This is a genomic window from Mycobacterium adipatum, from assembly GCF_001644575.1.
Classification (GTDB): domain Bacteria; phylum Actinomycetota; class Actinomycetes; order Mycobacteriales; family Mycobacteriaceae; genus Mycobacterium; species Mycobacterium adipatum.
The window spans coordinates 192208-217296 of the sequence record NZ_CP015596.1 but is presented as its reverse complement, the minus strand read 5'-3'; the positions used below and the strand labels follow the sequence as shown (position 1 = coordinate 217296).

The window sequence follows — 25089 nt, the reverse complement described above, 5'->3', positions numbered from 1 at the left end:
CCTAGTTCGCCTGCTCCGCAGGTGACTCGGGCTCGGCCGCAGGCGATTCCGCATCGGGCAACTGCGACACCAGGTGCTCGGCAAGCTCACCGATGGTCGGGTAGTCGAACACCGCGGTCGGGCTGATATCGAACTTGCCACCGAACTGTCCGAACAACCTGTTGCGCAGTTCGACCGCCATCAGCGAGTCGGTGCCCAGGTCCAGGAACCGGCTGGTTGCCGCCGGCGGCTGCGCCAGCCGCAGGAAGCCCTGCACCTCGCGCTGCAGGAACTCGGTGATGAAACCGGCTCGCGCCGCCACCGGCAGTTCCTGCAGTTGCCGCAGCAACTCGCTGTCCCCGCCGGCCGCTGCGTCGCCGCTGGGCAGCACCTGATCCAGCAGTGGCGGACGGATACCGCCCAACATCTTCGCCGTCCGTTGCCAATTCGCCTTCAGCACGGTCGCCTGCGCGGTTCCGTGCCGGACCGCCTCGCCGAGAGCTGCCAGCGCCGCCGACGGCTCCAGCGGCATCATGCCCTGGGCGCTGAGGTTGGCCAGCGCGGCCTGCGAGCTGGCCATCCCGCCGCTGCCCCATGGGCCGAAGTTGACCGCGGTCGCCGGCAGTCCCTGAGCCCGGCGCTGTGCGACGAGCCCGTCGAGCATGGCGTTGGCGGTGGCGTAGTTGGCCTGTGAGGGCGAGCCCAGCACCGCCGAAGCCGACGAATAGACGATGAAGAAGTCGAGATCATCGGACATGGTCAGTTGATGCAGGTAGTGCGCGCCATATGCCTTGGGCCCCAACGCTGCCTGGAATCGCTGCAGGCTCTGCTGCGGCAGCAGGGCGTCATCGAGAACACCCGCCAGGTGTGCCACACCGGCCAGCGGAGGTAGATCCGCACGGATCTTCTCCAGCAGCGTGGCCACCTCGGACGCGTTGCCGATATCGGCGGAGAACACGTGGACCCGGCAGTGGTAGCGCTCGGTGATGGCGTCGATGGCCTGCTGCGTCTCGGCATCGGGTGCCCGGCGGCTGGTCAGCACGATGTCCCCGGCGCCGAGCTGGGCCAGATAGGCGGCCGTGTGCAGGCCGAGCGCACCCAGGCCGCCGGTGACTAGATAGCTCCGATCACCGTGTGGCTGAAGAGGTTTCGGCATCTGCACGACGATCTTGCCGATGTGGCGGGCCTGCTGCATGCGGCGGAACGCCGTCCTGGCCTCCGTCAACGGATAAACCTCGGCGGGCACCGGTGCCCACACGCCCTCGGCCAGCCCGTCGGACACCTCGGACATCAGACGCTGGATGTGGTCCGGATCGCTCATCATCGTCACGTCCAGCGCGACGATCTCATAGTCGATATCGGGGCGTACCGCGGCCATCTGCGCGGCGGTCCAGATATCGCGCTTGGCGATCTCGGCGAACCGGCCACCCTGGGCGGTCGCCCGCACGGTGGCTTCGATGAAGCCCTCATTGGTCAGGCTGTTGAGTACCACGTCCACACCCGCGCCGTCGGTGTCGGCGAGAATCTGATCGGCGAAATCGGTGGTCCGCGAGTCGTACACGTACTCGACACCCATCGCGCGCAGCGTCGCGCGTTTGTAGGTGCTGGCCGTGGCGAAGACGGTCGCGCCGTGCTGGCGCGCCATCTGTACCGCGGCCAGACCCACACCGCCGCTGGCGGCGTGGATGAGCACCTTGTCGCCTGGGCGCAGCTGCGCCCAGTCGAAGGCGAGCCGGACCGTCAGCGCCGCGGCGGGAATGGTCGCGGCGTCCACCGCGCTGATGCCGTCGGGGACACCGGCCAGCAGCGGTGCGGGCACATTGAGCCGGCTGGCAAACGCACCCTGCATGGACCCGAAGACCCGCTGGCCGACCTGGAAGCCACTGACCTCGGAACCGATTTCGGTGACGACACCGCAGAGGTCGCCGCCGATTGGGCCGGGATCGCCCGGATACAGGCCCAGCACATTGAGCACATCGCGGAAGTTCAGGCCGGCGGCCTCGATCCGCACCTGCACCTCGTTGGCCTCCGGCGGCGTCACCTCCACCTCGGTCAGTCGCAGGTTGTCGATGGCACCGCGCTCGGTCGGCGCCAGCGCGTAATCATCCGACCGGGGCATCGGCAGGTGACCGGTGCGCGCCCAGTGCAGCAGCCGCGACACCAGGAAACGTCCCTGTCGCACGGCCATTTCGGGTTCGGCGACCGGTGTGCCGAGTGCGCCGGCAAGCCAGCTCAGCGACTCGTCGGAGCCGTCGGCGTCGAGCAGTCGGCAGCGCAGTGTCGGTTGCTCGGCGATCAGGGTGCGCCCGAATCCCCACAGCGCGGCCTGCGCCGGGTCCACCGGCTCACCGGGCTCGGTGGCCACCGCGCCCTCGGTGATGATCCACAGCCCGCCGGACAGGCCGCTCGTCTGGCCGGCCAGCGCGGTCTGGGTGGCGCCGAGCAGGGCGGCCACCTCGGCCTCCAACCGGTTCGCGAGGTCCGCGGTGGGACCGTCGAGTCCGGGGCGGCCCGCACTGCGGTAGACGATTCCGCTGACCGGGGTGCCCCGCTCGGCGGCGTCGGCGAAGGCCCGTTTCCAGGCATCCGGATTCGCCGGTTCGGCGACGGTGACCGCGCCGGGCACGGCCTCGGCCAGGCTGTCGAGCCCGGCGACCAGCCAGGTGCCATGTGCGGTCTTGGTGGTGGAGTCCTCGGCGTCGAGGGTTCCGGGTGCGGCAGCCTCGTGCCAGCCCACGGTGTACAGCAATCGGGTCGAGTCACCGCCGAGCCCGCGCAGCAGCGCCTCCCGCGGTGCGCGCTTCACGGTGAACTCCTCGATCCCGCCCAGCAGCCTGCCGTCGCGGTGTACGAAATCGATGTCGAAGACCAGGGTTTCGCTGTTCAGCGGGCCCTCGTGCCAGCGCGCCCGGCAGTAGAACCGATTAGGCATCTTCTCCAGCAGTTGCACCCGTCCGTACCGCAGCGGCAGGAACAGGTCGTGTATGCCCTGCTCGGCGGCCAGCGCCGCCGGGAAGGCCGGGAAGGCGACACCGGTACACAGATCGAGCAGGACGGGGTGGATCGGCTCGCTGCCCAGATGCTCGGCGAGCTCGTCACCGACGGACACATCGCCGATCGCCTCACCGTCACCGACCCACAGCGACTTCAACGACGTCGACCAGGTCGGTCCCCAGGCCAGTTCCAGATCGTGGAAGATCTCGAAGAGTTCCTGCGGGCGAGTGCGGTTCATGTGCTCGATCGCCTCGTCGGGGTGCAGCGCCGGCGCCTCCTGCGCCGGTGTCGCGGGATCCGTGCCGGAGCCCAGCGTGCCGTCCGCATTCAACGACCACTCGGCCTCGCGAACACCGTAGGGGCGGCTGTGCACCTGGAACTTCCAACCGTCGTCCTGCGGATGCAGTGTCAACTGCACCTCACGGGACGCCTTGTCGGGCAGGATGATCGGCTCGTAGAAGTACACGTCCTTGACGTGCGCAGGTGCCTGTGCGGCGGCCAGCGCCATCGCCGCATACGTGGCGCCCGGTACCACGACGGTGCCGTAGATGACGTGATGTGCCAGCCACGGCTGGGTCTTCACCGACAGCACGTTGCTGTAGATCGTGTCACCGGAGGCCAGGTCCTTGGCGCTGCCCAGGATGCTCGATGTCGAGACCCCACCCCCGGAGCCCATGCCGACGACCGACGTCTTGGGCCAGAAGCGGCGGCGCTGGAACGGATAGGTGGGCAGCTCGAGCCGATGCTGTGCCCCGTGATGTTTGGCGGCGAAATCCGGTCGGTGCCCGCAGATATAGGCGGTGGCCAGTGCTTCGGTGATCTGACGCTGTGCGTTGGCGCCCTTGCGCAGCGACACGATGGTCCGCGGGGTGGCCGAGGACTCGGGCCAGCTCTGCAGCGCCGCGGCGGTCAGGATCGGCTGCGGGCCGATCTCCATCAACACCGAACATCCCAGCCCCGCCACCGTGCGCACGCTCTCGGTGAACTGCACCGGCTGACGCGAATGCCGCCGCCAGTACTGCGCGTTGATCGGCGTCTCGGCCGTCAGCACCGCCCCGGTCCGGTTGCAGACCAGCGGCCGGGCCGGCACGGCGTACTCGAATTGTCCGGCGAAGGACTCGAATTCGTCGAGCACCGGGTCCAGCAGTTCGGAGTGGAAGGCGTGGCTGGTCTCCAGCCAGGTGCACCGCGCGCCGTCCGAGCTGCAGTTGGCGACGATCTGTTCGAGATCCTCGCCCGGCCCGGACAGCACGGTGTTGCGACCGTTGTAGGCGCCGACCGACACCCGGCCGAACGCCTCGGCGGCGCTCTCGACGTACTCGGGGTCGGCGAACACCGCGACCATGCGGCCGCCGGCGGGCAGGCTGCCGAAGAGCCGGCCCCGTTCGGCGATCAGCCGCGCACCGTCCTGGAGGCTGAACACACCGGCCACGCAGGCCGCCGCGTACTGGCCGACACTGTGCCCCAACACCACATCGGGTTCGATTCCCCAGGATTGCCACAGCCGGGCCAGGCCCATCTCGACGGCGAAGATCGCCGGCTGGGCGAACGAGGTGTGTCGCAGCGTCTCGGTGGCCTCGCGGCCGGGGTCGAAGATCGCGTCGAGCAGCGGGCGGGGCAGCATGCCGTCGACGGCTTGTGCGCACTGGCGCACCGTCTCGGCGAACACCGGCTCGGAGTCGAACAGTTCGCGCGCCATCCCCGGGTACTGGCTGCCCTGCCCGGGGAAGAACCAGGCTGTGGTCGGGGGATCGGTGCACTCGCCGCGCACCACCCCGGGACGTAGCCGGTTGGCCACCAGATCGTCGAGCAGCATCTTGGCCTCGGGAACGGTGTTGGCGACCACGGCCGCCCGGTGCTCGAAGTGTGAGCGCCCCGCCCCCGCGGTGAACGCCACATCGGCGACCGAGGCATCCGGGTGGTCGTCCAGCCAGGACGAGTACCGCTGCGCCAACGCCGTCAGGCCCTGCGCGGAGCGCGCGGACAGCGGCAACACGCTCAGCGGTTCCCGCGGGGCCGTCGCCGCGTCGGCGGGTTCGGCCGGGGTGTCATCGGCAGCCGGATCCGAGATCGGTTGCGGCGCCTCTTCGATGAGCACGTGCGCGTTGGTGCCGGTGAACCCGAAGGCGCTGACGCCGGCCCGTCGCGGACGGCCGTTGGCAAGCCACGGCGTGGGCTTGTCGACCACCTGGACCGGCAGGCTGTCCCATGGGATGTGCGGTGAGGGATTGTGGAAGTGCAGGGTCTGCGGCAGCAGGTCGTGCTGCAGTGACAGCACGACCTTGACCAGGCCGGCCACCCCGGCCGCCGACTCCAGATGGCCCACATTGGTTTTCGCGGTACCGATCAGCAACGGACGGCCCGGGTCGCGGCCCGCGCCGTACACGGCGGCGGCCGCCTGCACCTCGATCGGATCGCCCAGCGGGGTGCCGGTGCCGTGCGCTTCCAGGTAGTCGACGTCATCGCCGGCCAGGCCCGCCCGGGCCAGCGCAGAGCTGATGAGCCGTTGCTGTGCACCGCCGTTGGGCACCGTCAGACCGCTGGAGGCGCCGTCCTGATTGACCGCGCTGGCGCGGATGACCGCGCTGATCCGGTCACCGTCGCGCTGGGCGTCGGACAGCCGCTTGAGCACCAGCACGCCGCAGCCCTCGCTGCGCACGTAGCCGTCGGCCGCGGCGTCGAACGTCTTGCACCGGCCGTCCGGTGAGAGCATCCGGGCCCGTGAGGCCGCGACCACCGAGGCCGGGCTCAACAAGACGTTCACCCCACCGGCGATGGCCATATCGCAGTCCCCGGAATGCAGCGCCTGGCTGGCCTGATGCACGGCGACCAGCGAGGAGCTGCACGCGGTGTCCACCGCCATCGCGGGGCCCTCGAGTCCGAGGGTGAAGGAGACCCGGCCGGCGATCGCGTTGAGGGCGTTGCCGGTGATGAAGTGGGGCTGCAGGTTGTCCAGCGAATCGTTGGACAGCAGGTGTGAGTACTCATTGGCGCCGACACCGACGAATACCCCGGTGCGACTGCCGCGCAGGGACGCAGCGGAATAGCCGGCCCGCTCCAGGCCTTCCCAGGACAGTTCGAGCATGAGGCGCTGCTGCGGGTCGATCCACACCGCTTCGCGCGGGGAGATGCCGAAGAACTCCGGATCGAATCCGTCGACGCTGTCCAGGTATCCGCCGCTGCGGGTGTAGATCTTGCCCGGCATCTGCTGATCCGGGTCGTAGAACTCGTCGATGTCGAAACGGTCCTCCGGGATCTCCCGGATGGCATCCACACCGCCGGCCAGCAGATCCCAGTAGGCGTCCGGGTCGGGTGAGCCGGGGAAGCGGCAGGCCACCGCGATGATCGCGATGGGTTCGTCGGCGGCGCTGGTCGCCAGGGACACCGGCGCCGCGGCGGTCTTCTTGGCGCCCCGCTCGTTGAGCTTGAGCACGTCGCCGAGCAGGTAGTCGGCCATATCGGTCAGCCGCGGATGGTCCATCGCCAAGGTCGCGGGCAGTTCGGCGCCGACGGACTGCTCCAGCCGACGGCGCAGTTCGACGGCCATCAGCGAATCCAGTCCGAGGTCGAAAAGCCCCGTCTCTTCCCGGATCTCGGCGGCGTCGATCTGGGTGACCTCGGCGACGGCGTCGCGCAGTTCCTCCAGCACGAGCTTCTTGCGCTGCTGGACCGGAGCCGAGGTGAGCCGCTCGACCAGCCGGGTCGTGCCGGCCGGACCTGCGGTCGCAGAGCTCGATTCGGGCACCTCGCCGGCCACCTCGGCCAGCAGGGAGCGCGGCCCGGCCTGCAGATAGATGGGCAGGAAGCGGGACCAGTCCATCTTGGCGACCACCGCCGACGGTGTCCCCGTCGCTGCGCCGACCATGACGTCGGCCATTCCGGCCAGCGCGTCGGCCGGGGAGAGTGTGCGCACACCGCGCCGGTCCAGCTGGGTGCGGGCTTCGCCGTCGGCCATTCCCGCCGACCACGGCCCGAAGTTGACGCTGCAGGCCGGTACGCCCTGTTCGCGCAACCGCCAGGTCAGCCCGTCCAGGAACGCGTTGGCCGCGCTGTAGGCGGTCTGGCCGTAGCTACCCCACACCGACGAGATCGACGATGTGGACAGGAAGAAGTCCAGTTTCAGATCGGTGATGGCCTCACTGAGATACCAGGCACCCCAGACCTTTCCGGAGAACACCCGATCCAGTTCCGCGGGATCCAGGGTGCTCAACGCGGTGGTGCTGTTCTCGCCGGCGGCATGCACGATGCCGGCCAGCGGTGGCAGTTCGGCGGCGATGGTGGCCATCAGATGCGCGATATCGTGCGGGTTGGCGATATCGGAGGCGACGGCCCGAACCTCGCAGCCGTACTGCTGGCGCAGCGCGTCCATGCGTTGCTCCGCAGCGCTGCCTGGGGCCCGACGGCTGGTCAGTACCAGGTGGCGGGCGCCGTGCGCGGCCAGGTAGCCCGCGATCTCCAGTCCGAGTGAGCCCAGGCCGCCGGTGACCAGATACGTGGCGTCGGAGCGCAGTTCGAGGGTCGTGGGGTTCGGCTGCCCGGTGCGCCTGCTGAGCCGGGGCACATGGACGACCTGGCCGCGCAGTGCGATCTGGTCCTCACCCGGTGCGGCGCCGACGATCTGGGTGATCAGCCGCGACCACTCCTCGGCGATCCCGGAAACGTCGGCCAGGCCGCCCCAGATCTGGGGGTATTCCAGGGCAGCCGCGCGGCAGAAGCCCCACAGACTGCTCTGCTCGGGTGCCACCGGGTCGGTGTCGAGCACCCGTTGCGCACCGTGGGTGACGACCCAGATCGGGGCGCGCAGATCGGCCGCCGCGGCGGCGCGGAACAGCCGCTGGGTGCCGTCCAGGACCCGGTGCTGCATCCGCAGCAGTGACCGCATCGAGGGAGCGATCTCCTTTTCCAGGGCCGCGACATGCAGGATGCGCAGTGTCGGTTCGTCTTCCACCGCGGCGCGCAGATCGGCGGAAAGGCGTTGCTCGTCGGCGTCGGATGCCGGCAGGCGCAGCGTCCGGTGCCGGTGGCCCTGCGCGGTCAGCGCGTCGAGAACCGGTGCGACGGTGTCGGCGTCATCGCCGATGACCAGCCAGGCGCAGCCCTCACCCGTGGGTGCGGCGGATGCCGGTGCCGACACCAGCCAGCGGATCTCGTAGCGCGCGTCCGCGATGGACTGGGCGTCGCGCTGCCGATTGTGTTGGGCGGCAAGCTTGTTGAGAACATCAGCGGTGGTCAGGCTGGTACCCGAGGTGTCGAGCAGGGCCGCGAGTTCCTCGATGCGGCCGTCCTCGAGAAACCGGACGGCATCGGTGCGGACGGCGTCGTTCTTGGCCGGCTGCGTCTGCTTGTCGCGGAACCAGTACTGCCGGTGCTCGAACGGGTAGGTGGGCAGGTCCAGCTTGCGCGCGGGGCGTGCCAGCAGCGCGGCGAAGTCGGGCAGGTGTCCGGCCACGTAGGTGTTGGCCACCGCCTCGGCGATGTGGCGGTGATCAGAACCGTTGCGCCGCATCGACGCAACGGCGCGCGGAGCGTTGGCCGGGTCGGGCCAGGCGCGCATGGCGGCGGCGGTCAGCACCGGCTGCGGGCCGACCTCCAGCAGCATCGTGCAGCCGAGATCGGCCAGGGTGGCCACGCTCTTGGCGAACTCGACGGGCTGGCGTGCGTGCCGGCGCCAGTAGGCGCCGTCCAGTTTGGCGGTGCGGCCCAGGGCCGCACCGGTCCGGTTGCACACCAGGATCCGCTGTGGTGCCGCGAAGTCGAATTGGTCGGCAAAGGCCTCGAAGGCGTCCAGGGCCGGGTCCAGCAGCGCGGAGTGGAAGGCGTGGCTGGTGTCCAGCCAGTCGCAGCGCACGCCGTCGGCGGTCAGTCCGGCCACCGCCCGCTCCAGGTCCGCACCGGGGCCGGAGAGCACCGTGTTGGCGCCGTTGTAGGCCGCCACCGACAGGCTGGGGTATTCGTCGGTGAGCCGTTCGACGCGGTCGGCGGCGGCGAAGATCGCGGCCATCCGCCCGCCGGCGGGCAAGTCGCCGAACAGTCGGCCCCGCTCGGCCAGCAGGCGCGCACCGTCCTGGAGGCTGAACACCCCGGCGACACAGGCCGCCGAGTACTGGCCGACGCTGTGGCCGACGACCACATCCGGTTCGTAGCCCCAGGACTCCCAGAGCCGGGCCAGGCCCATCTCCACCGCGAAGATCGCCGGCTGGGTGTGGCGGGTCTGGCGCAGCGTCTCCTCGCCGTCGACCGAGTCGTAGATGACCTCCAGCAGCGGCTGCTCGAGAATGCCGGCGACGGCGTCGGCGCACCGCCTGACGGTTTCGGCGAACACCGGCTCGGTCTCGAACAGTTCCCGGGCCATCCCGGCGTACTGGCTGCCCTGTCCGGGGAACAGCCAGGCCGTCTTGGGGGCGTCGGCGCAGTGCCCGCGGACCAGGCCGGGAGCCGGGCGGTCGTCGGCGAGCGCGCCGAGCAGCTCACGCGCGGATTCGGTCGAGTTCACCACCAGTGCGGCCCGGTGCTCGAGATGGGCGCGCCCGTCACCGGCGGTCAGGCACACGTCGGCCAACTCGGCGTCCGGGTGATCGGTCAGCCAGCTGCGGTAGTGCTCGGCGGTTTTGATCAGCGCGGCGGGGGTGCGTGCGGACAGCGGCAGCACCATGAAGCGCCGGGTGTCGGCGACGTCCTCGGCGGCGGCCGGCGCCACCGTCGGTGCCTCCTCCAGGATGACGTGCGCGTTCGTGCCGGAAAAGCCGAACGAGCTGACGCCCGCGACGCGGGGACGCTCGCTGCGCTCCCAGGCGGCGGACTCGTCGACCACCCGGACCGGGATGCGATCCCACGGGATATGCGGTGAGGGATTGCGGAAGTTCAGGTGTTTGGGCAGTTCCTGGTGCTCCAGGGCAAGGACGACCTTGAGCACCCCGGCGACGCCGGCAGCGGCTTCCAGATGGCCGATATTGGTCTTCGCCGACCCGATGAGCAGCGGCTTGTCCGCCGCGCGGCCCTTCCCGAGGACCGCGGCGGCGGCCTGGACCTCGATCGGATCGCCCAGCGAGGTTCCGGTGCCGTGTGCCTCCAGGTAGTCGATATCGCCGGCGGTCAGACCGGCCCGTTCCAGCGCCTCGGTGATGACCCGCTGCTGTGCCACGCCATTGGGCACCGTCAGGCCACCCGACGCGCCGTCCTGGTTGACCGCGCTGCCGCGGATGACCGCCCGGATCCGGTCACCGTCGCGGATGGCGTCGTCGAGGCGCTTGATGACGACGACACCACAGCCCTCACCGCGGACGTAGCCGTCGGCCGCGGCGTCGAACGTCTTGCATTTCCCGTCCGGGGAGAGCATCCGGGACTGCGAGAAGGTGATCATGGTGGCCGGGCTCAGCAGCACATTGGCGCCGCCGGCCAGGGCCAGGTCGCATTCCCCGAGCTGCAGCGCCTGGCAGGCCTGATGGATGGCGACCAGCGACGAGCTGCACGCGGTGTCGACGGTGACCGCCGGCCCGTGCAGTCCCAGCCGGTAGCTGATCCGGCCGGCGCCGGCGGCACCCGAGGTGCCGATGGCCAGGTAGGCCTCGATCTCCGGGTAGGTCAACTCCGAGGACGCCATGCCCAGGTAGTCGTGGGTGGACAGCCCGACGAAGACGCCGGTCTGGGTGTTGGCCAAAGCGGTTGGCGCGGTGCCGGAATGCTCGACGGCGCGCCAGGACGTTTCCAGCAGCAGCCGGTGCTGGGGGTCCATCAGCCGGGCCTCGCGCGCGGACACGCCGAAGAACGGCGCGTCGAACCCGGTGGCGTCGTCGACGAAACCGGCCCGCCGGGTGACGATCTTGCCGGGAGCACCGGCATCCTGGTTGAAGAACTCCTCGACGTCCCACCGGTCCTGCGGGATCTCGGAGACGGCGTCGCGGCCGTCACGCAACACATCCCAGTACTCGTCGGCGTCGGCGGCACCGGGAAGTCGTGCGGCATAGCCGATGATGGCGAAACGGGTCGGCTCGGCGTCGGCCTCGTGGCCCGCGCCTTCCGCAGCTGACTGGGCATGTTGGGTTGCTGCCATGAGCTGAACTCCCCCGCGTCGATCCGATGAACTGCCGATGATGAGATTTTCGGTGCCATCGATGAAGGCCGCGCACTGGCCAGGAACGTCTGGTGAACGGCCACGGCCCGCAATCTGCCGACAGCAACGGCCGGTACCTTACTCGCCGGTCAGTATTGCATGTAGGTTGCTACCGCACGCGGTTTCATATCTGCCGCTGAGCCCGATGTGGCCCGGCGCCCGCTATGCCGGGCAGCCGCTATCGTGAAGTCGCCGTCGGTGTTGCCGGACCGCCGCCGTTCAGACCCGGGAGGGACAGCTTGCAAATCGGGAAGATCACGATCGGCACCATCGACGACTGGACGCCGGCCCCCGGTGTGGTGACCTCCTGGCACCCCACCAGCGCGGCCATGGCGAAGGCCCGGCAGGCCCCGGTCAGTGCCGTCCCGGTCAGCTACATGCAGGGTCAGCACATTCGCGGTGTCTACGAGCAGGCCGCCAAGGGCCTGGACTATTCGCGGCAGATCATCGCCACCTGCGAGGTGCCCGGTACCTGCGATATCTCGGCGATGAACCACGCGCTCAACCACTACCTGCGCCGCCATGACACCTACCGCAGCTGGTTCGAATACTCCGGTTCCGGTGACATCGTCCGGCGCAGCATCGTCGACCCGGACGATATCGAATTCGAACCCGTCAACCACGGCGAGATCACGTCCGAGGATGCGCGTAAACACATTGTCGACATCCCGACCCCGATGGAATGGGGCTGCTTTTCGTTCGGGATCGTGCAGAGCGAAGATCATTTCGATTTCTATGCCGCCATCGACCATGTGCACGGGGATGCGGCACTGATCGGCATCACGATGCTCGAAGCGCACGGCATGTACACCTCGCTGCTGTCCACCGGCGAACCGATGCCATTGCCCGACGCCGGCCGATTCGATGATTTCTGTCTTCAGGAGCGCGCGTCCACGGCGGAATTGACGTTGGAGTCCCCGGAGGTCCAGGCCTGGATCGAGTTTGCCGAGAACAACAACGGCAGCATGCCCGAATTTCCGCTACCGCTCGGCGACCCCCTGGAACCGACCGTCGCCGACATGGTCGGGGAAATGCTGCTCGATGCGGACCAGACGGCGCGGTTCGAGGCGGCGTGCACGGCGGCCGGTACCCGATTCGTCGGCGGTCTGTACGCCTGCACCGCCATGGTCGAGCACGAGTTGACCGGTGCGACAACCTATTACGGCCTGACACCGCGGGATACTCGCCGCACCTCGGACAATTTCATGACCCAGGGCTGGTTCACCGGTTTGGTGCCGATCACCGTGCCGATCGCCGCCACCACATTCGCCGAGGCCGCCTGGTCGGCGCAGACGTCATTCGACTCCGGGCTCAATCTGGCCCGGGTTCCCTATTACCGCGTTCTGGAATTGGCGCCGTGGCTGGAAAAGCCCGGGCCCAACTTTCCGGTCTCCAATTTTCTGCACGGCGGCGCCGCGCCGTTGAATGCGGTCCTGGCCGCAGCCGAGATGGGCTACTCGAACAACATCGGTATTTACTCCGACGGTCGATTCTCCTATCAGCTCACCATCTATGTATTCCGCTACGAGGCGGGCACAGCAATGGCGGTGATGTTCCCGGACAACGAGGTGGCCCACAAATCGGTCGCCCGTTATATCGCCACCATGAAATCCGTGATCGAGCAGGTCGCCGACAGCGGGGACTGGGGCCGTTTTGCCTGAGTGGCGGGCTGTGCCGGCGGATGTCTCCCGGTCGGAACGGCCAGGGGGTATGTCGTGCGTCGGTTAGCCGACTTGGTGGTGCGGTGGCCGCTGGCCGTGATCGGGATCTGGATCGCGCTGGCGGTGGCACTGCCGCTGACGGTGCCCAGCCTCAACGAGATGGCCCAGAAGCACCCGTTGTCGATGCTGCCCGACGACGCGCCGTCCAGCGTCGCGGCCCGCCAGATGGAGGAGGCGTTCTCCGAACCCGGCACCGACGATCTGCTGCTGGTCGTGCTCACCGACGAGGACGGGCTGGGCCCCGAACACGAGGCCGCCTACGCCAAGCTGGTGGACGCGCTGCGCGACGACCAACGCAATGTCGTCATGTTGCAGGAGTTCATCGGTACACCGGCGCTGCGCTCGACCCTGACGAGTGCGGACAACAAGTCCTGGGTGCTGCCGGTCGGTCTGGCCGGCGCGCTGGGCACACCGCAGTCCTACACCGCGTTCAACCAGGTCTCCGAGCTCATCGAGCGGACCACCGCCGGCGGACCGCTGGAGGTGCACCTGGCCGGCCCGGCCGCCACCGTCGCCGACCTCACCGTCGCGGGCGAGAACGACCGCCTGCCGATCGAGATCGCCATCGCGGTGCTGGTGCTGCTGGTGTTGCTGGTGGTCTACCGCAACCCGGTGACCATGCTGCTGCCCTTGGCCGGTATCGGCATGTCGTTGGTCATTGCGCAGTCCTTGGTGGCCGCGCTGTCGGAGCTCACCGGTCTGGGCGTCTCCAATCAGGCGATGATCCTGCTCAGCGCGATCATCTTCGGGGCCGGGACCGACTATGCGGTCTTCCTGATCAGCCGCTATCACGATTACGTGCGCACGGGCGAGGACCCGCATGACGCGGTCCGTAAGGCACTGGGCTCAGTGGGCAAGGTGATCACCGCCTCGGCGGCGACCGTCGGGGTGACCTTCGTCGGGATCAGCTTCGCCAAGATGGGCGTGTTCTCCACCGTCGGGGTGTCCTCGGCGGTCGGTGTCGGGGTCGCGTACCTGGCGGCGATGACACTGCTGCCCGCGCTGCTGTCGGTGGTCGGGCCGCGCGGATGGATCAATCCCCGCAAGGAGGTCACCTCCCGGCTGTGGCGCCGTTCCGGTGTGCGGATCGTGCGCCGGCCATGGGCGCATCTGGTGGGCAGCCTGCTGGTGCTGTTCCTGCTGGCGGGTCTCGCCGGTTTCGCGACGTTCAACTACGACGACCGCAAGGCCGTCGCGGACTCCGAACCCAGCTCGCTGGGTTACGCGGCGCTGGAGAAGCACTTCGACATCAACCAGTCCATCCCGTCCTACGTGCTGATCCGATCGGCGAAGGATCTGCGTAATCCCGAGGCGCTGGCGGACCTGGAACAGTTGGCCGAACGCATCGCCCAACTGCCCGATATCCAGATGGTCAGCGGTATCACCCGGCCGCTGGGCTCGGTGCCGCCCGAGTTCCGGGCCACCTATCAGGCCGGCATCGTCGGCACCCGGCTCGCCGACGGCGCGAAGATGATCAGCGACGGCACCGCCGATATGAACCGGTTGTCCTCGGGCGCCAACACGCTGGCCGGCAGCCTGCGCGATGTGCGCGGTCAGGTCACCGATATCGCGGGCAGCCTGCAGCAGATGGTCGACGCGTTCGCGGCACTGCGCGGTCAGTACGGCGGCGACAAACTCGTCCGCAACGTCGACGTCGCGGCCAAACTGGTGGCCGCCATCAACCGGCTCGGCAACTCCATGGGTGTGAACCTGATGGCGACCAGGGACATGTTCGCCTGGGTGCCCCCGGTGCTCGCGGCCCTGCACGGCAACGTGGTCTGCGATCTGGACCCCTCCTGCAGTCAGACCCGGATCCACCTGTCCCGGCTCGCCGCGGCCCGCAATGACGGCACCCTCGCCGAGATCGAGGACCTGGCCGGACAGCTGGAGTCGTTGCAGGACCGCCAATCCCTCAACGCCGCGCTGCAACAGGTGGGCACCGCGTTCACCCGGCTCACCAAGGCGATGCAGGCCATGGGATTGGACAGTCCGGCCGGTGCCGAGGCGACGCTGGCCCAGCTTCAGCAGGGCGCCGAACGCTCCGCCAGCGGCAGCCGCCAGGTGGCCGACGGGGTGGATCAGATCGTCGAGCAGATCAAGGTGATGCGCACCGGGCTCGATCAGGCCGCGGCCTTCCTGCTGACCATGGCCGAGAACGCGGGCTCGCCGGCCATGGCCGGATTCAACATCCCGCCCGAGATCCTGGCCCTCGACGATTTCAAGGCGGCCACCAAGGCCTATGTCTCACCCGACGGGCACTCGGCGCGGTATCTGGTGTTCACCAAGCTCGATCCCTTCGGTCCGGCCGCCATGGACCAGGTGAGCGCCATCGAGGACGCCGCCCGCAGTGCGCTGCCGAACACCGAACTCTCGGATGCCTCGGTGTCGATGGGTGGCTATCCGGTGGCACTGGCCGACACCCGCGACTACTACGAGAACGACATCCGGTTCATCGTCATCGTGACGATCATCGTGGTGCTGCTGATCCTGATGCTGCTGCTACGAGCCGTGATCGCCCCGCTGTACCTGGTGGGTTCGGTGGTGATCTCGTACTTCGCCGCACTCGGTATCGGTGTCCTGGTGTTCCAGGTCCTGCTCGACCAGCAGTTGCACTGGTCGGTCCCGCCCCTGGCCTTCGTGGTGCTCGTCGCGGTCGGCGCCGACTACAACCTGCTGCTGGTGTCGCGCATGCGTGATGAGGCCCCGCTGGGCCGATTCGGCATCATCCGGACGCTGAGTTCGACCGGCGGGGTCATCACGGCGGCGGGTCTGATCTTCGCCGCCTCGATGTGGGGCCTGCTGTTCTCCAGCATCGGTACGGTGGTGCAAGGCGGGTTCGTCATCGGCATCGGCATCTTGCTGGACACCTTCCTGGTCCGGACGGTCACCGTGCCTGCCATGGTTACGCTGGTCGGAAAGGCGAACTGGTGGCCGTCTCGACTCACAGCGCGGGGGAGCAGTAGGGCATGAAGAAGCTATTCGCGGCGGCCACCGCCCTGCTGACCATCGGCGTCACCGGCCCGCTGGGTGCGGGTATCGCCACCGCCGACGAGCCGCCGCCCGGCCCGGCCGTGCCGGGCCCGGCAGGTCCCGGCGCCGCACGCACCATCGAGGGCCGCGGCTATGCGCTCGGCGGTGCACACGTGCTCGGCATCCCGTACGACGAATACATCATGCGCACCGGCGCGGAGTGGTTCCCGGATCTGAACCGGCAGATCGTCGACTACCCGGCCGGACAGGTTCAGGGACACACGCTGGAACGGCTGTTCCCGGGGATCGGACGTCTCGACGACAATTTCCCGGGCCTGGGGATCGACGGCCCCAGCTACGGCGAGTCGATCGACGTCGGCGGGCCGAACCTGCTGGCGGCGATCAAGGCGGGCGGCCCGGGCATGGCCATCGGGCTGTCCGAAGGCGCCTCGGTGCTCGATGACGTGAAGGCGCGGCTGGCCAACGATCCGACCGCCCCGCCACCGGATCAGCTCAGCTTCGCGACGTACGGCAATCCGGTCGGCAAGCACGCGTTCGGCGAGAGCTTCCTGAGCCAGACGTTCCCGGTGGGCAGCGTCGTGCCGTCGCTGGACTACCGGATGCCCGCGCCGGTGGAGAGCCAGTACGACACCCATCTGTTCGTCTCCGCCTACGACAGCATCGCGGACTGGCCGCAACGCTCGGACAACTGGATCTCGGTCGCCAACGCGATCGTCGGCCTGGCAACCGGGCACACCGCCGTCGCGTTCACCAACCCGAAGATGGTTCCGCCGCAGAACATCCGGACCACCGTCAACTCCCGGGGTGCGCGCACCACGACGTACATGATCCCCGAGGAGCACCTGCCGCTGGTGCTGCCGTTCAAGTATCTGGGTGTGGACAAGAAGACCCTCAACGATCTCGACGCGGTGCTCAAACCCTATGTGGATGCCGGGTATACGCGTAACGACGACCCGCTGACCGCCCCCATCACGGTCGACCCGGTGAACGGTTACGACCCCGCCGAGGTCACCGCGCCGGCCACCCAGGCCGCGTTCGGCGGCGGTGCGGATCCGGTATCGCAGCTGATGGCCGGTCTGCAGTACGTGCTGAACAACCCGCCCAGATAGCGGCTACAGGCCGGCGAGCCCCACCGCGAGCAGTACCACGCCGACCACCGCGACCAGCGCGGCCACCCCGCGGCGGCCGCGCGCGTGTAACCAGTCGTTGAGCGCGGCGAGCCGCGCGCGGGTGCGCTCGGGTGCGACAAGATATGCCAGGAGCGGGATTTCGACGAGGGCGAAGGCCACCACGTTGAAGATCAGCAGCGCTGCCAGCCGGGTCGCGGAGCTCACGTCGGCGGTGCCGATGACGGCCAGCGCAGCCAGGTAGTCGACCGAGGGCAATGCGATACCCAGCCCGGCCGACCCCGCGACCCACAGCGACTGGCCGTCGAGCAGTCGGCGCAGCCAGGCCGGCGGTGTGCGGGGGCGCCCCTTGGTGACGGCCAGTACCGCGGCGGTCAGCAGGGCCAGTGCGCCGATGGCGATCTGAACCCGAGGCAGCGTGAAATGTGCTGATTCCAGCCGTGATTCGAGCAGAAACAGCACCGCCGCGCCGACCGTCAGCCCCATCAGGAAGCCGCCGCACAGGAAGGCGCCGAGTTGCAGCAGCGGGCGCGGACGGTTGAGCATCAGCACCGACATCCCGATGCGGAACGGTTCAAGGCTGACGGCGACAGCCATGACCAGCAGCGTGATCCACATCGTGGGCGCCGGCTACCCGTCCAGTCTCACGAATTGCCCTTGGCGATGTTGTTCGACACACGCCGAGCGACGGATCTTTCCGCTGGTGGTGGTGGGGATCGTCCCGGGTTCCACCAGCACGATATCGGCGACCTGCAGTCCGTGCGCCCGCGAGATCGCGGCGGTCACCTCGCTTTTCACCTCTGCCAGTTCCTGGGTTTCATCGCGCTTCTTGAACTCGATGATGGTCACCAGCTTTTCGTCGTGCTCGTCGGAAACGGCGATCGCGGCCACCCGTCCGCGGGTGATCCCGCGCACCGTCTCCTCGATGTCCTCGGAGTAGTGGTTGCGACCGCGCACGATCAGCATGTCCTTGATCCGCCCGACGATGAAGAGGTCCCCGTCGGAGATGAATCCGCGGTCCCCGGTGCGCAGCCAGTCGGTCGACGGAAGATCCGCGGGCCTGTCGACGAGTGTGGCGCCGAAGCCGGTACCGGTCAGGTCGGGTTTGCGCCAGTAGCCGGCCGACACGTTCTCGCCGTGCGTCCAGATTTCGCCGACGGTACCGTCCGGGCACGGCCGGCCGGTCTCTGCGTCGACGATCAACAGCAGCGGCGACTGGGCCACCCCGTAGCGGACCAGCGGCGTGCCGCCCGGCCGGCGTATCGCGGTGCCCTGGGTGAGCTCGTCGACGGCGAATTCGACCACCTCGGGAACGCGTCCGAGGCCGCCGCTGGCCACGAAGACCGTCGCCTCGGCCAGGCCGTAGGACGGCATGAGCGCCTCGGGCCGGAAACCGAACGGGGCGAACCGGTCGAGGAATCGTGCGACGGTGGGCGGCTGCACCCGTTCAGCGCCGCAGATGATGCTGTCGATGACGCTCAGGTCGAGCCCGGCGAGGTCCTCGTCGCTGGTGCGCCGGGCGGCGAGATCGAGGGCGAAGTTAGGTCCGCCGGAGACCACCACGCGGTGCCGGGCCATGGTCTGCAGCCAGCGCGGCGGGTGGGTGAGAAACGCCAGCGGACTCATCAGGTCGGCGGGTGTCCCGGCCAGGATGGGTGCCGCGACCCCCAGCATCAGGCCCATATCGTGGTAGAACGGCAGCCACGACACCAGCGCGCCGCCCTCGGGGAACACCCCGCCGTACCGCCGCAGGTAGTCGGGCATCAGCTGGTCGAAGTTCGCGACCAGGTTGCGGTGGCTGATCATCACGCCGGCCGGCGCCCGGGTCGACCCCGAGGTGTATTGCAGATAGGCGATGTCCGGGCCTTCGGACACCTCGGCCGGGACCGGTTCCGGCGTGTCCAGGTCGAGGGTGTCCACCGAGATCACCGCGGTCATGGCGGCACCGTCGTCCACGTATCGGGCGGCGACGTCGAACAGCGCCGCCGTGGTGAGCACCACCGCCGGCGAGGTGTCGGCCACCACGGCGCTGATGCGTTCGTCGTGGGAGCCGGGGACCGGTGCCGACAGCGGAACGGCGATGAACCCGGCCTGCATGGCGCCCAGGAATGCCACGATGTAGGGCAGTCCCTGGGGTGCGATGATCAGCGCTCGATCACCCGGTGCGCCGTACTGGCCGGCCTGCTCGGCCATGTTCAGCGTGCGCCGGTACAGCTGCGCCCAGGTCAGGGTTTCGACGATGCCGTCGGGATCCCGGTCGTAGTCGGTGTAGGTGAAGGCGAGCTCATCGGGTGTATCGCCAGCGCGGTCCCGCAGCACGGTGAGGATGGACGCGTTGGGCATGGGGGTCAGGCTACTCAAGGTTGTGTTCAGGCCGAGCGCGAGCATGGCCGCCCCGCCCTTCTGGGGGCACGATGGACGGGTGGCCTCTGTGCAAACCGTGCTGCCCGCAGATCCGGATCTACCCGGCACACGGCCGCAGTACGTGGAAGAGTCGGGTACGCGCGCCCCCCGACGTCGCCACTGCCCACCATTACATGTGAAGATGGAAGTGTTATGAGCGACACAGAACTGAGCCCGGCTTCGCTGCGCGAGGCATTCGGGCATTTCCCCACCGGAGTCATCGCCATCGCGGCCGAGGTGGACGGCGTCCGGGTCGGTCTGGCGGCCAGCACCTTCGTGCCGGTGTCGCTGGACCCGCCGCTGGTGTCGTTCTGCGTACAGAACTCATCGGAGACGTGGCCCAAGCTCAAGAATCTGCCCTCGTTGGGGATCAGTGTCCTGGGCGAAGCGCACGACGCCGCGGCACGCACCCTCGCCGCGAAGACCGGTGACCGTTTCGCCGGTCTGCAGACCCAGTCCCGCGACAGCGGCGCGGTGTTCGTGCACGGCACCAGCGTGTGGCTGGAAAGCAAGATCACCCAGGAAGTTCCCGCGGGCGATCACACCATCGTGGTGCTAGAGGTCAGCGAGATCGTCGTGCACGATGTGCCACCGATCGTGTTTCACCGCAGCACGTTCCGCAAACTGGGGGGCTGAGCTGCACTTCTCGGCGCAGCTGCTACCCCACTGCGAGATCGGCGTGCGCCTACGGCCGTGACCCCAGCTCGTCGCGGTATCTCGCGATCCGCTGCTCCAGTTCGGCGGCGTCCGCTGGTCTGCCCTCTTTGCGAGCCAGTTCCGCACGGGCCGTGAGCTCCCGGATCGCGGTGCGAATATCGTTGACGCTGATCGTTTCTCGTTGTGACATGCTGTGCCTCTTCAGGGTTGATTGGCCGCTGTCACAACCGTACGCGCGATCCCGCGCCACGCACAGGCATTGACTCTGCGCTCTGGGCGCGAGTTACTCGTACTTCTGCGCCATGGGCGCAGAAGTCAACGCCCCTAGCGTCGGAAAAGCTTGTTACCCAGCCACACGATCGGGTCGTACTTGCGGTCGGCAACCCGCTCTTTCATCGGGATCAGCGCGTTGTCGGTGATCTTGATGTGCTCCGGGCAGACCTCGGTGCAGCATTTGGTGATGTTGCAGTAGCCCAGCCCGTGTTCCTCCTGGGCCATGTCCTTGCGGTCCACGGTGTCCAGCGGGTGCATGTCCAGCTCGGCGATCCGCATGTGGAAGCGCGGGCCCGCGAAGTTCGCCTTGTTCTCCTCGTGGTCACGCACCACGTGGCACACGTTCTGGCACAGGAAGCACTCGATGCACTTGCGGAACTCCTGGCTGCGGTTCACATCCTCCTGCTGCATCCGGTACTCGCCCGGCTGCAGGTCCTTGGGTGGGGTGAACGACGGGATCTGGCGTGCCTTCTCATAGTTGAAGGACACGTCGGTCACCAGATCGCGCATCACCGGGAAGGTTCGCAGCGGCGTGATGGTGACCGTCTCGTTCTCGTCGAACGTGGACATCCGTGTCATACACATCAGCCGGGGGCGGCCGTTGATCTCCGCCGAGCAGGAGCCGCACTTGCCGGCCTTGCAGTTCCAGCGCACCGCCAGATCACCGGCCTGGGTGGCCTGCAGCCGGTGGATGATGTCGAGCACCACTTCGCCGTCATTGACCTCGACGGTGTAGTCCTGCAGGTCACCGCCTTCGGTATCGCCGCGCCAGACCCGCAGATTTGCGTCGTAAGCAGCCATGTGTCAGCCCTTCCGCTCGGGGTGCTCGGCCAGTTGATCGTCGGTGTAGTACTTCTCCAGCTCGGAGAGCTCGAAGGTGGCCAGCAGATCGGGGCGCATCACCGGCTGCTGTTCGGCCTCGACGGTGATGTCCGGGACCACCTGGGTGTCGCCCGGGACCGCCCGGCAGACCAGCAGCTTGTTGCGCCAGTGCGAATCCATCTGCGGGAAATCGTCGCGGGTGTGCCCGCCGCGGCTCTCGGTGCGCGCCAGCGCGGCCTTGGCCACACACTCGCTGACCAGCAGCATGTTGCGCATGTCGATGGCCAGGTGCCAACCCGGGTTGAAGACGCGGCCGCCCTCGACGACGACGTTGGCGTAGCGGGCCTTGAGCTCATCGATCTTGACCAGCGCCTCCTGCAGCTCACCCTCCTTGCGGATGATCCCGGCCAGGTCGTTCATCGACTGCTGCAGCTCGGCGTGCAACGTGTACGGGTTCTCCGCGTTGGCCTTGGGGGTGAACGGATCCAGCGCCAGCTGGGTGGCCGCCGTGAGCGCGTCCTGGGTGACCGCGGGGCGTTCCGCGAGCCCCCGCACATAGTCGGCGGCGCCGAGCCCGGCGCGGCGGCCGAACACCAGCAGGTCGGACAGCGAGTTGCCGCCGAGCCGGTTGGAGCCGTGCATGCCGCCCGAGCATTCCCCGGCGGCGAACAGGCCCGGGGTGGCCGCCCCGCCGCTGTCGGGGTCGACCTCGATACCGCCCATCACGTAGTGGCAGGTCGGACCGACCTCCATCTCGTCCTTGGTGATATCGACCTCGGCCAGCTCGATGAACTGGTGATACATCGAGGGCAACCGCCGCTTGATCTCCTCGGCCGGCATCCGGGAGGCGATGTCGAGGTAGACGCCGCCGTGCGGGGATCCGCGGCCGGCCTTGACCTCTTCGTTGATGGCACGGGCCACCTCGTCGCGGGGCAGCAGGTCAGGGGTGCGGCGCGCGGAGTCGTTGTCCTTGAGCCACTGATCGGCCTCTTCCTCGGACTCGGCGTACTGGCCCTTGAACACGTCGGGGATGTAGTCGAACATGAACCGCTTGCCCTCGGAGTTCTTCAGCACTCCGCCATCGCCGCGCACGCCCTCGGTGACCAGGATGCCCTTCACCGACAGCGGCCAGACCATCCCGGTGGGATGGAACTGGATGAACTCCATGTTGATCAGGCCCGACCCTGCGCGCAGCGCCAGGGCGTGGCCGTCACCGGTGTACTCCCACGAGTTCGACGACACCTTGAACGATTTGCCGATGCCACCGGTGGCGAGCACCACGGCCGGCGCCTCGAACAGGATGAACTCCCCGGTCTCGCGCCAGTAGCCGAATGCGCCCGCGACGGCCCCGTTGTCCAGGATCAGCTCGGTGATCGAGCATTCGTGGAACACCTTGATGCGGGCCTCGTAGTCGCCGAGCTCGCGCTTGTCCTCCTGCTGCAGGGACACGATCTTCTGTTGCAGGGTGCGGATGATCTCCAGGCCGGTGCGGTCACCGACGTGCGCCAATCGTGGGTAGGTGTGCCCGCCGAAGTTGCGCTGGCTGATGCGGCCGTCCTTGGTGCGGTCGAACAGCGCCCCATAGGTTTCCAGCTCCCATACCCGGTCGGGAGCCTCCTGGGCGTGTAGTTCGGCCATCCGCCAGTTGTTCAGGAACTTGCCGCCGCGCATGGTGTCACCGAAGTGCACCTGCCAGCTGTCCTTGGTGTTGACATTGCGCATGGCCGCCGCGCAGCCCCCCTCGGCCATCACGGTGTGCGCCTTGCCGAACAGCGATTTGGTCACCACCGCCACCCGCAGGCCGCGTTCGCGGGCCTCGATCACCGCGCGCAGTCCGGCCCCGCCGGCACCGATCACGACGACGTCGTAGGTGTGCCGTTCCAGGTCACCCATCAAGAAATCCTCACTATTTCGTCAAACAAATTGTCAGCCAATGAATCTCAGGTCGCTGAACCAGCCCGCGGCCAGAGCCATGATGTAGAAGTCAGTGAACATCAAGGTGCCCAGGGTGATCCAGGCGTACAGCTTGTGCCGGGTGTTCAGCTTGCTGATCTGGGTCCACATCCAGTACCGGACCGGGTGCTTGGAGAAGTGTTTGAGGCGGCCGCCCGCGACGTGCCGGCAGGAGTGGCAGGACAAGGTGTACACCCAGAGCATCACGACGTTGACGAGCAGGACGATGTTGCCCAGGCCGAACCCGAAGCCGGTCGGCGAACGGAACGCCAGGATGGCGTCGTAGGTGTTGATCACGGAGATGACGGCCGCGATGTAGAAGAAGTACCGATGGGTGTTCTGGATGATCAGCGGGAAGCGGGTCTCGCCGGTGTACTTGGCGTGCGGTTCGGCCACCGCACAGGCCGTCGGGGACTGCCAGACCGTCCGGTAGTAGGCGCCGCGGTAGTAGTAGCAGGTCAGCCGGAACAACAACAGGAACGGCAGCGAGAACGCCGCGTAGGGCAGCCACCACACATCGGGCAGGTATTGCCCGAAGTGGCTGGCTTCCGGGATGCAACCGGACTGGGTCGCCGCGTTCCACTTCACGACGCACGGGGAGTAGAACGGCGTCAGATAGTGGTAGTCGGCGACCCAGTAGTTGTTCTGCAGGAACGCGCGCACCGTCGCGTAGATGACGAACGCGGCGAAGCCGAGGTCGGTGATAAGCGGCGATTTCCACCACGCATCGGTACGTAGTGTGCGCTGCTTGATCCGCGCTCTGGTGGGTGAGAAGACGCCGGTGCCTTGAGGATTCGAGGTCGGTGCGCTCACGTGGTTCCCTCTTCTTCTGTTGTGTCGGGGTGGTGAACCCCGGGCGGTCTAGCGGCTGCCGCCGAGACCCTCGTCATCGACTCCCTGCCAGAAGTCTCTGGTGTAGTCGGTGTCGGGGATGGAGACCTTCTCGGTGGGGCGGGAGTGCGCGGGGGCTCCACGCGTCTCCAGTTCCGCGGCATCGATGTCCAGCCGGTCGATATCGTTGAGCATGCGTTCGGCGTCGTTGACGATGCGGCGCATCGCCGGGGAGTCGCCGTAGCGGGCCCGCAGCGATGTGACGCAGCGGCGAAGGTTGCCGATCAGTTCGTGCAGTTCGGCAAGTTCGGTCGTGGTGGACAAGGTGACCTCCTTGGGCTGAAGGGTGTCAGGGATCACATTACGCATTCGATGTTAGCCACAACACCGGAGTTGAGAGTGAGACAGATCACGTCTCGGTCAGGAAATCACCCAGGAAAGGGATCCCGATGTCCAACGAAGATCTTCAGCGCAAGGCCGCCGCGCTACTCGCCCTGCACCGTCCGGGAGACCCGGTGGTGCTGCCCACGGTATGGGACGCCTGGTCTGCGAAAGTGGTGGTAGACGCCGGTTTTGCCGCGCTGACGGTGGGGAGTCACCCGGTGGCCGACTCGGTGGGCAAGCCTGACGGCGAGGGGATGAGCTACGACGATCTGATGACCCGGGTCGCGCAGATCACCGCGGCGGTCGACGTGCCGATCTCGGTCGACATCGAGTCCGGATACGGCGAGTCGGCTTCCCGGCTGATCGGCGGACTGCTGTCGGCCGGGGCGGTCGGGCTCAACATCGAGGACACCGTGCACTCCGAGGGCGGCCGTATCCGCTCCGACGAGGATCACGCCGCACTGGTGGGTGAGCTCCGCAAGGCCGCCGACGCGGCCGGCGTCCACGTGGTCATCAACGCGCGCACCGATCTGTTCCTACGCCAGGTGGGCGACGAGTCCGACCGGTTCGACCGGGCGGTGCACAAGCTGAAGCTGGCCGCTGCGGCCGGGGCGGACAGCCTCTACCCCGTCGGTCGCCACGATGACGACACCTATCGACGGCTGGCCGAGGAACTTCCGCTGCCGATCAACGCCATCGCGTTGCCCGGCCAGGACGACCCGGCACGGTTCGGCCCGCTGGGCGTCGGCCGGATCAGCTTCGGGCCGTTCCTGCAGGCCGCGCTGACCGAGCACATCACCGCGCTGGTCACCCCCTGGAGATGATGGCTGCGTGGGGGCGGTAC

At 68.1% G+C, this 25089-nt stretch carries 13 protein-coding genes; 5 read left to right on the top strand and 8 right to left on the bottom strand.

All coding sequences use genetic code 11. The features are described from left to right. Window position 1: 1 nt before the first annotated feature. Entirely contained in the window at window positions 2–11023 is an 11022-nt protein-coding gene (locus tag A7U43_RS00985; RefSeq protein WP_082901975.1) for a type I polyketide synthase, read from the bottom strand. Window positions 11024–11322: 299 nt separating this feature from the next. Here A7U43_RS00985 and A7U43_RS00980 point away from each other — a divergent pair, with 299 nt between their 5' ends. Genes A7U43_RS00980 through pe form a run of 3 tightly spaced genes read left to right on the top strand, consistent with a single transcriptional unit; the run spans window position 11323 to window position 16904 of the window. Beyond that, window positions 11323–12744 carry a condensation domain-containing protein gene (locus tag A7U43_RS00980; protein ID WP_068001660.1) on the top strand — a complete coding sequence of 474 codons (1422 nt, stop codon included), beginning with the start codon at window positions 11323–11325 and terminating at the stop codon, window positions 12742–12744. Between the two features lie 54 nt (window positions 12745–12798). Next, window positions 12799–15774 (top strand): MMPL/RND family transporter, encoded by a 2976-nt coding sequence (locus A7U43_RS00975; protein WP_067990073.1) that lies wholly within the window; start codon window positions 12799–12801, stop codon window positions 15772–15774. Next, complete coding sequence (gene pe / locus A7U43_RS00970; protein ID WP_067990070.1) at window positions 15771–16904, top strand: acyltransferase PE; 1134 nt, start codon at window positions 15771–15773, stop codon at window positions 16902–16904. The genes A7U43_RS00975 and pe overlap by 4 nt, the downstream gene beginning before the upstream one ends. Window positions 16905–16907: 3 nt before the next feature. On the opposite strand, the gene A7U43_RS00965 is transcribed toward pe, so the two are convergent. Both A7U43_RS00965 and A7U43_RS00960 read right to left on the bottom strand, forming a co-directional pair. Continuing rightward, window positions 16908–17540 carry a GAP family protein gene (locus A7U43_RS00965; RefSeq protein WP_067990067.1) on the bottom strand — a complete coding sequence of 211 codons (633 nt, stop codon included), beginning with the start codon at window positions 17538–17540 and terminating at the stop codon, window positions 16908–16910. Between the two features lie 12 nt (window positions 17541–17552). Beyond that, window positions 17553–19265, bottom strand: a complete 1713-nt coding sequence (locus A7U43_RS00960) for an AMP-binding protein (protein WP_067990064.1) — start codon at window positions 19263–19265, stop codon at window positions 17553–17555. 213 nt (window positions 19266–19478) lie between these two features. On the opposite strand from A7U43_RS00960, the gene A7U43_RS00955 reads away from it, so the two are divergent. Then, the gene (locus A7U43_RS00955; protein WP_067990061.1) at window positions 19479–19961 is read left to right on the top strand and encodes a flavin reductase family protein; all 483 of its coding nucleotides are present in this window, start codon (window positions 19479–19481) and stop codon (window positions 19959–19961) included. 49 nt (window positions 19962–20010) lie between these two features. Here A7U43_RS00955 and A7U43_RS29970 read toward each other — a convergent pair whose 3' ends face one another. The 5 genes from A7U43_RS29970 to A7U43_RS00935 all read right to left on the bottom strand — a co-directional run bounded on the left by A7U43_RS29970 (window position 20011) and on the right by A7U43_RS00935 (window position 24185). Next, window positions 20011–20172 (bottom strand): hypothetical protein, encoded by a 162-nt coding sequence (locus A7U43_RS29970; protein ID WP_197499937.1) that lies wholly within the window; start codon window positions 20170–20172, stop codon window positions 20011–20013. A 134-nt stretch (window positions 20173–20306) separates the two neighbouring features. Further along, window positions 20307–21056: a succinate dehydrogenase/fumarate reductase iron-sulfur subunit gene (locus A7U43_RS00950; protein ID WP_067990059.1), complete on the bottom strand. Its 750-nt coding sequence runs from the start codon at window positions 21054–21056 to the stop codon at window positions 20307–20309. Window positions 21057–21059: 3 nt separating this feature from the next. Then, a complete protein-coding gene (locus tag A7U43_RS00945) occupies window positions 21060–22970 on the bottom strand; it encodes a fumarate reductase/succinate dehydrogenase flavoprotein subunit (protein WP_067990055.1) in 1911 nt (636 codons plus the stop codon). A gap of 33 nt (window positions 22971–23003) precedes the next feature. Beyond that, the gene (locus A7U43_RS00940) at window positions 23004–23843 is read right to left on the bottom strand and encodes a hypothetical protein (RefSeq protein WP_067990051.1); all 840 of its coding nucleotides are present in this window, start codon (window positions 23841–23843) and stop codon (window positions 23004–23006) included. A 48-nt stretch (window positions 23844–23891) separates the two neighbouring features. Further along, entirely contained in the window at window positions 23892–24185 is a 294-nt protein-coding gene (locus A7U43_RS00935; RefSeq protein ID WP_068001656.1) for a hypothetical protein, read from the bottom strand. 125 nt (window positions 24186–24310) lie between these two features. On the opposite strand from A7U43_RS00935, the gene A7U43_RS00930 reads away from it, so the two are divergent. Further along, a complete protein-coding gene (locus tag A7U43_RS00930; RefSeq protein WP_067990049.1) occupies window positions 24311–25069 on the top strand; it encodes an isocitrate lyase/PEP mutase family protein in 759 nt (252 codons plus the stop codon). Window positions 25070–25089: the final 20 nt, after the last annotated feature.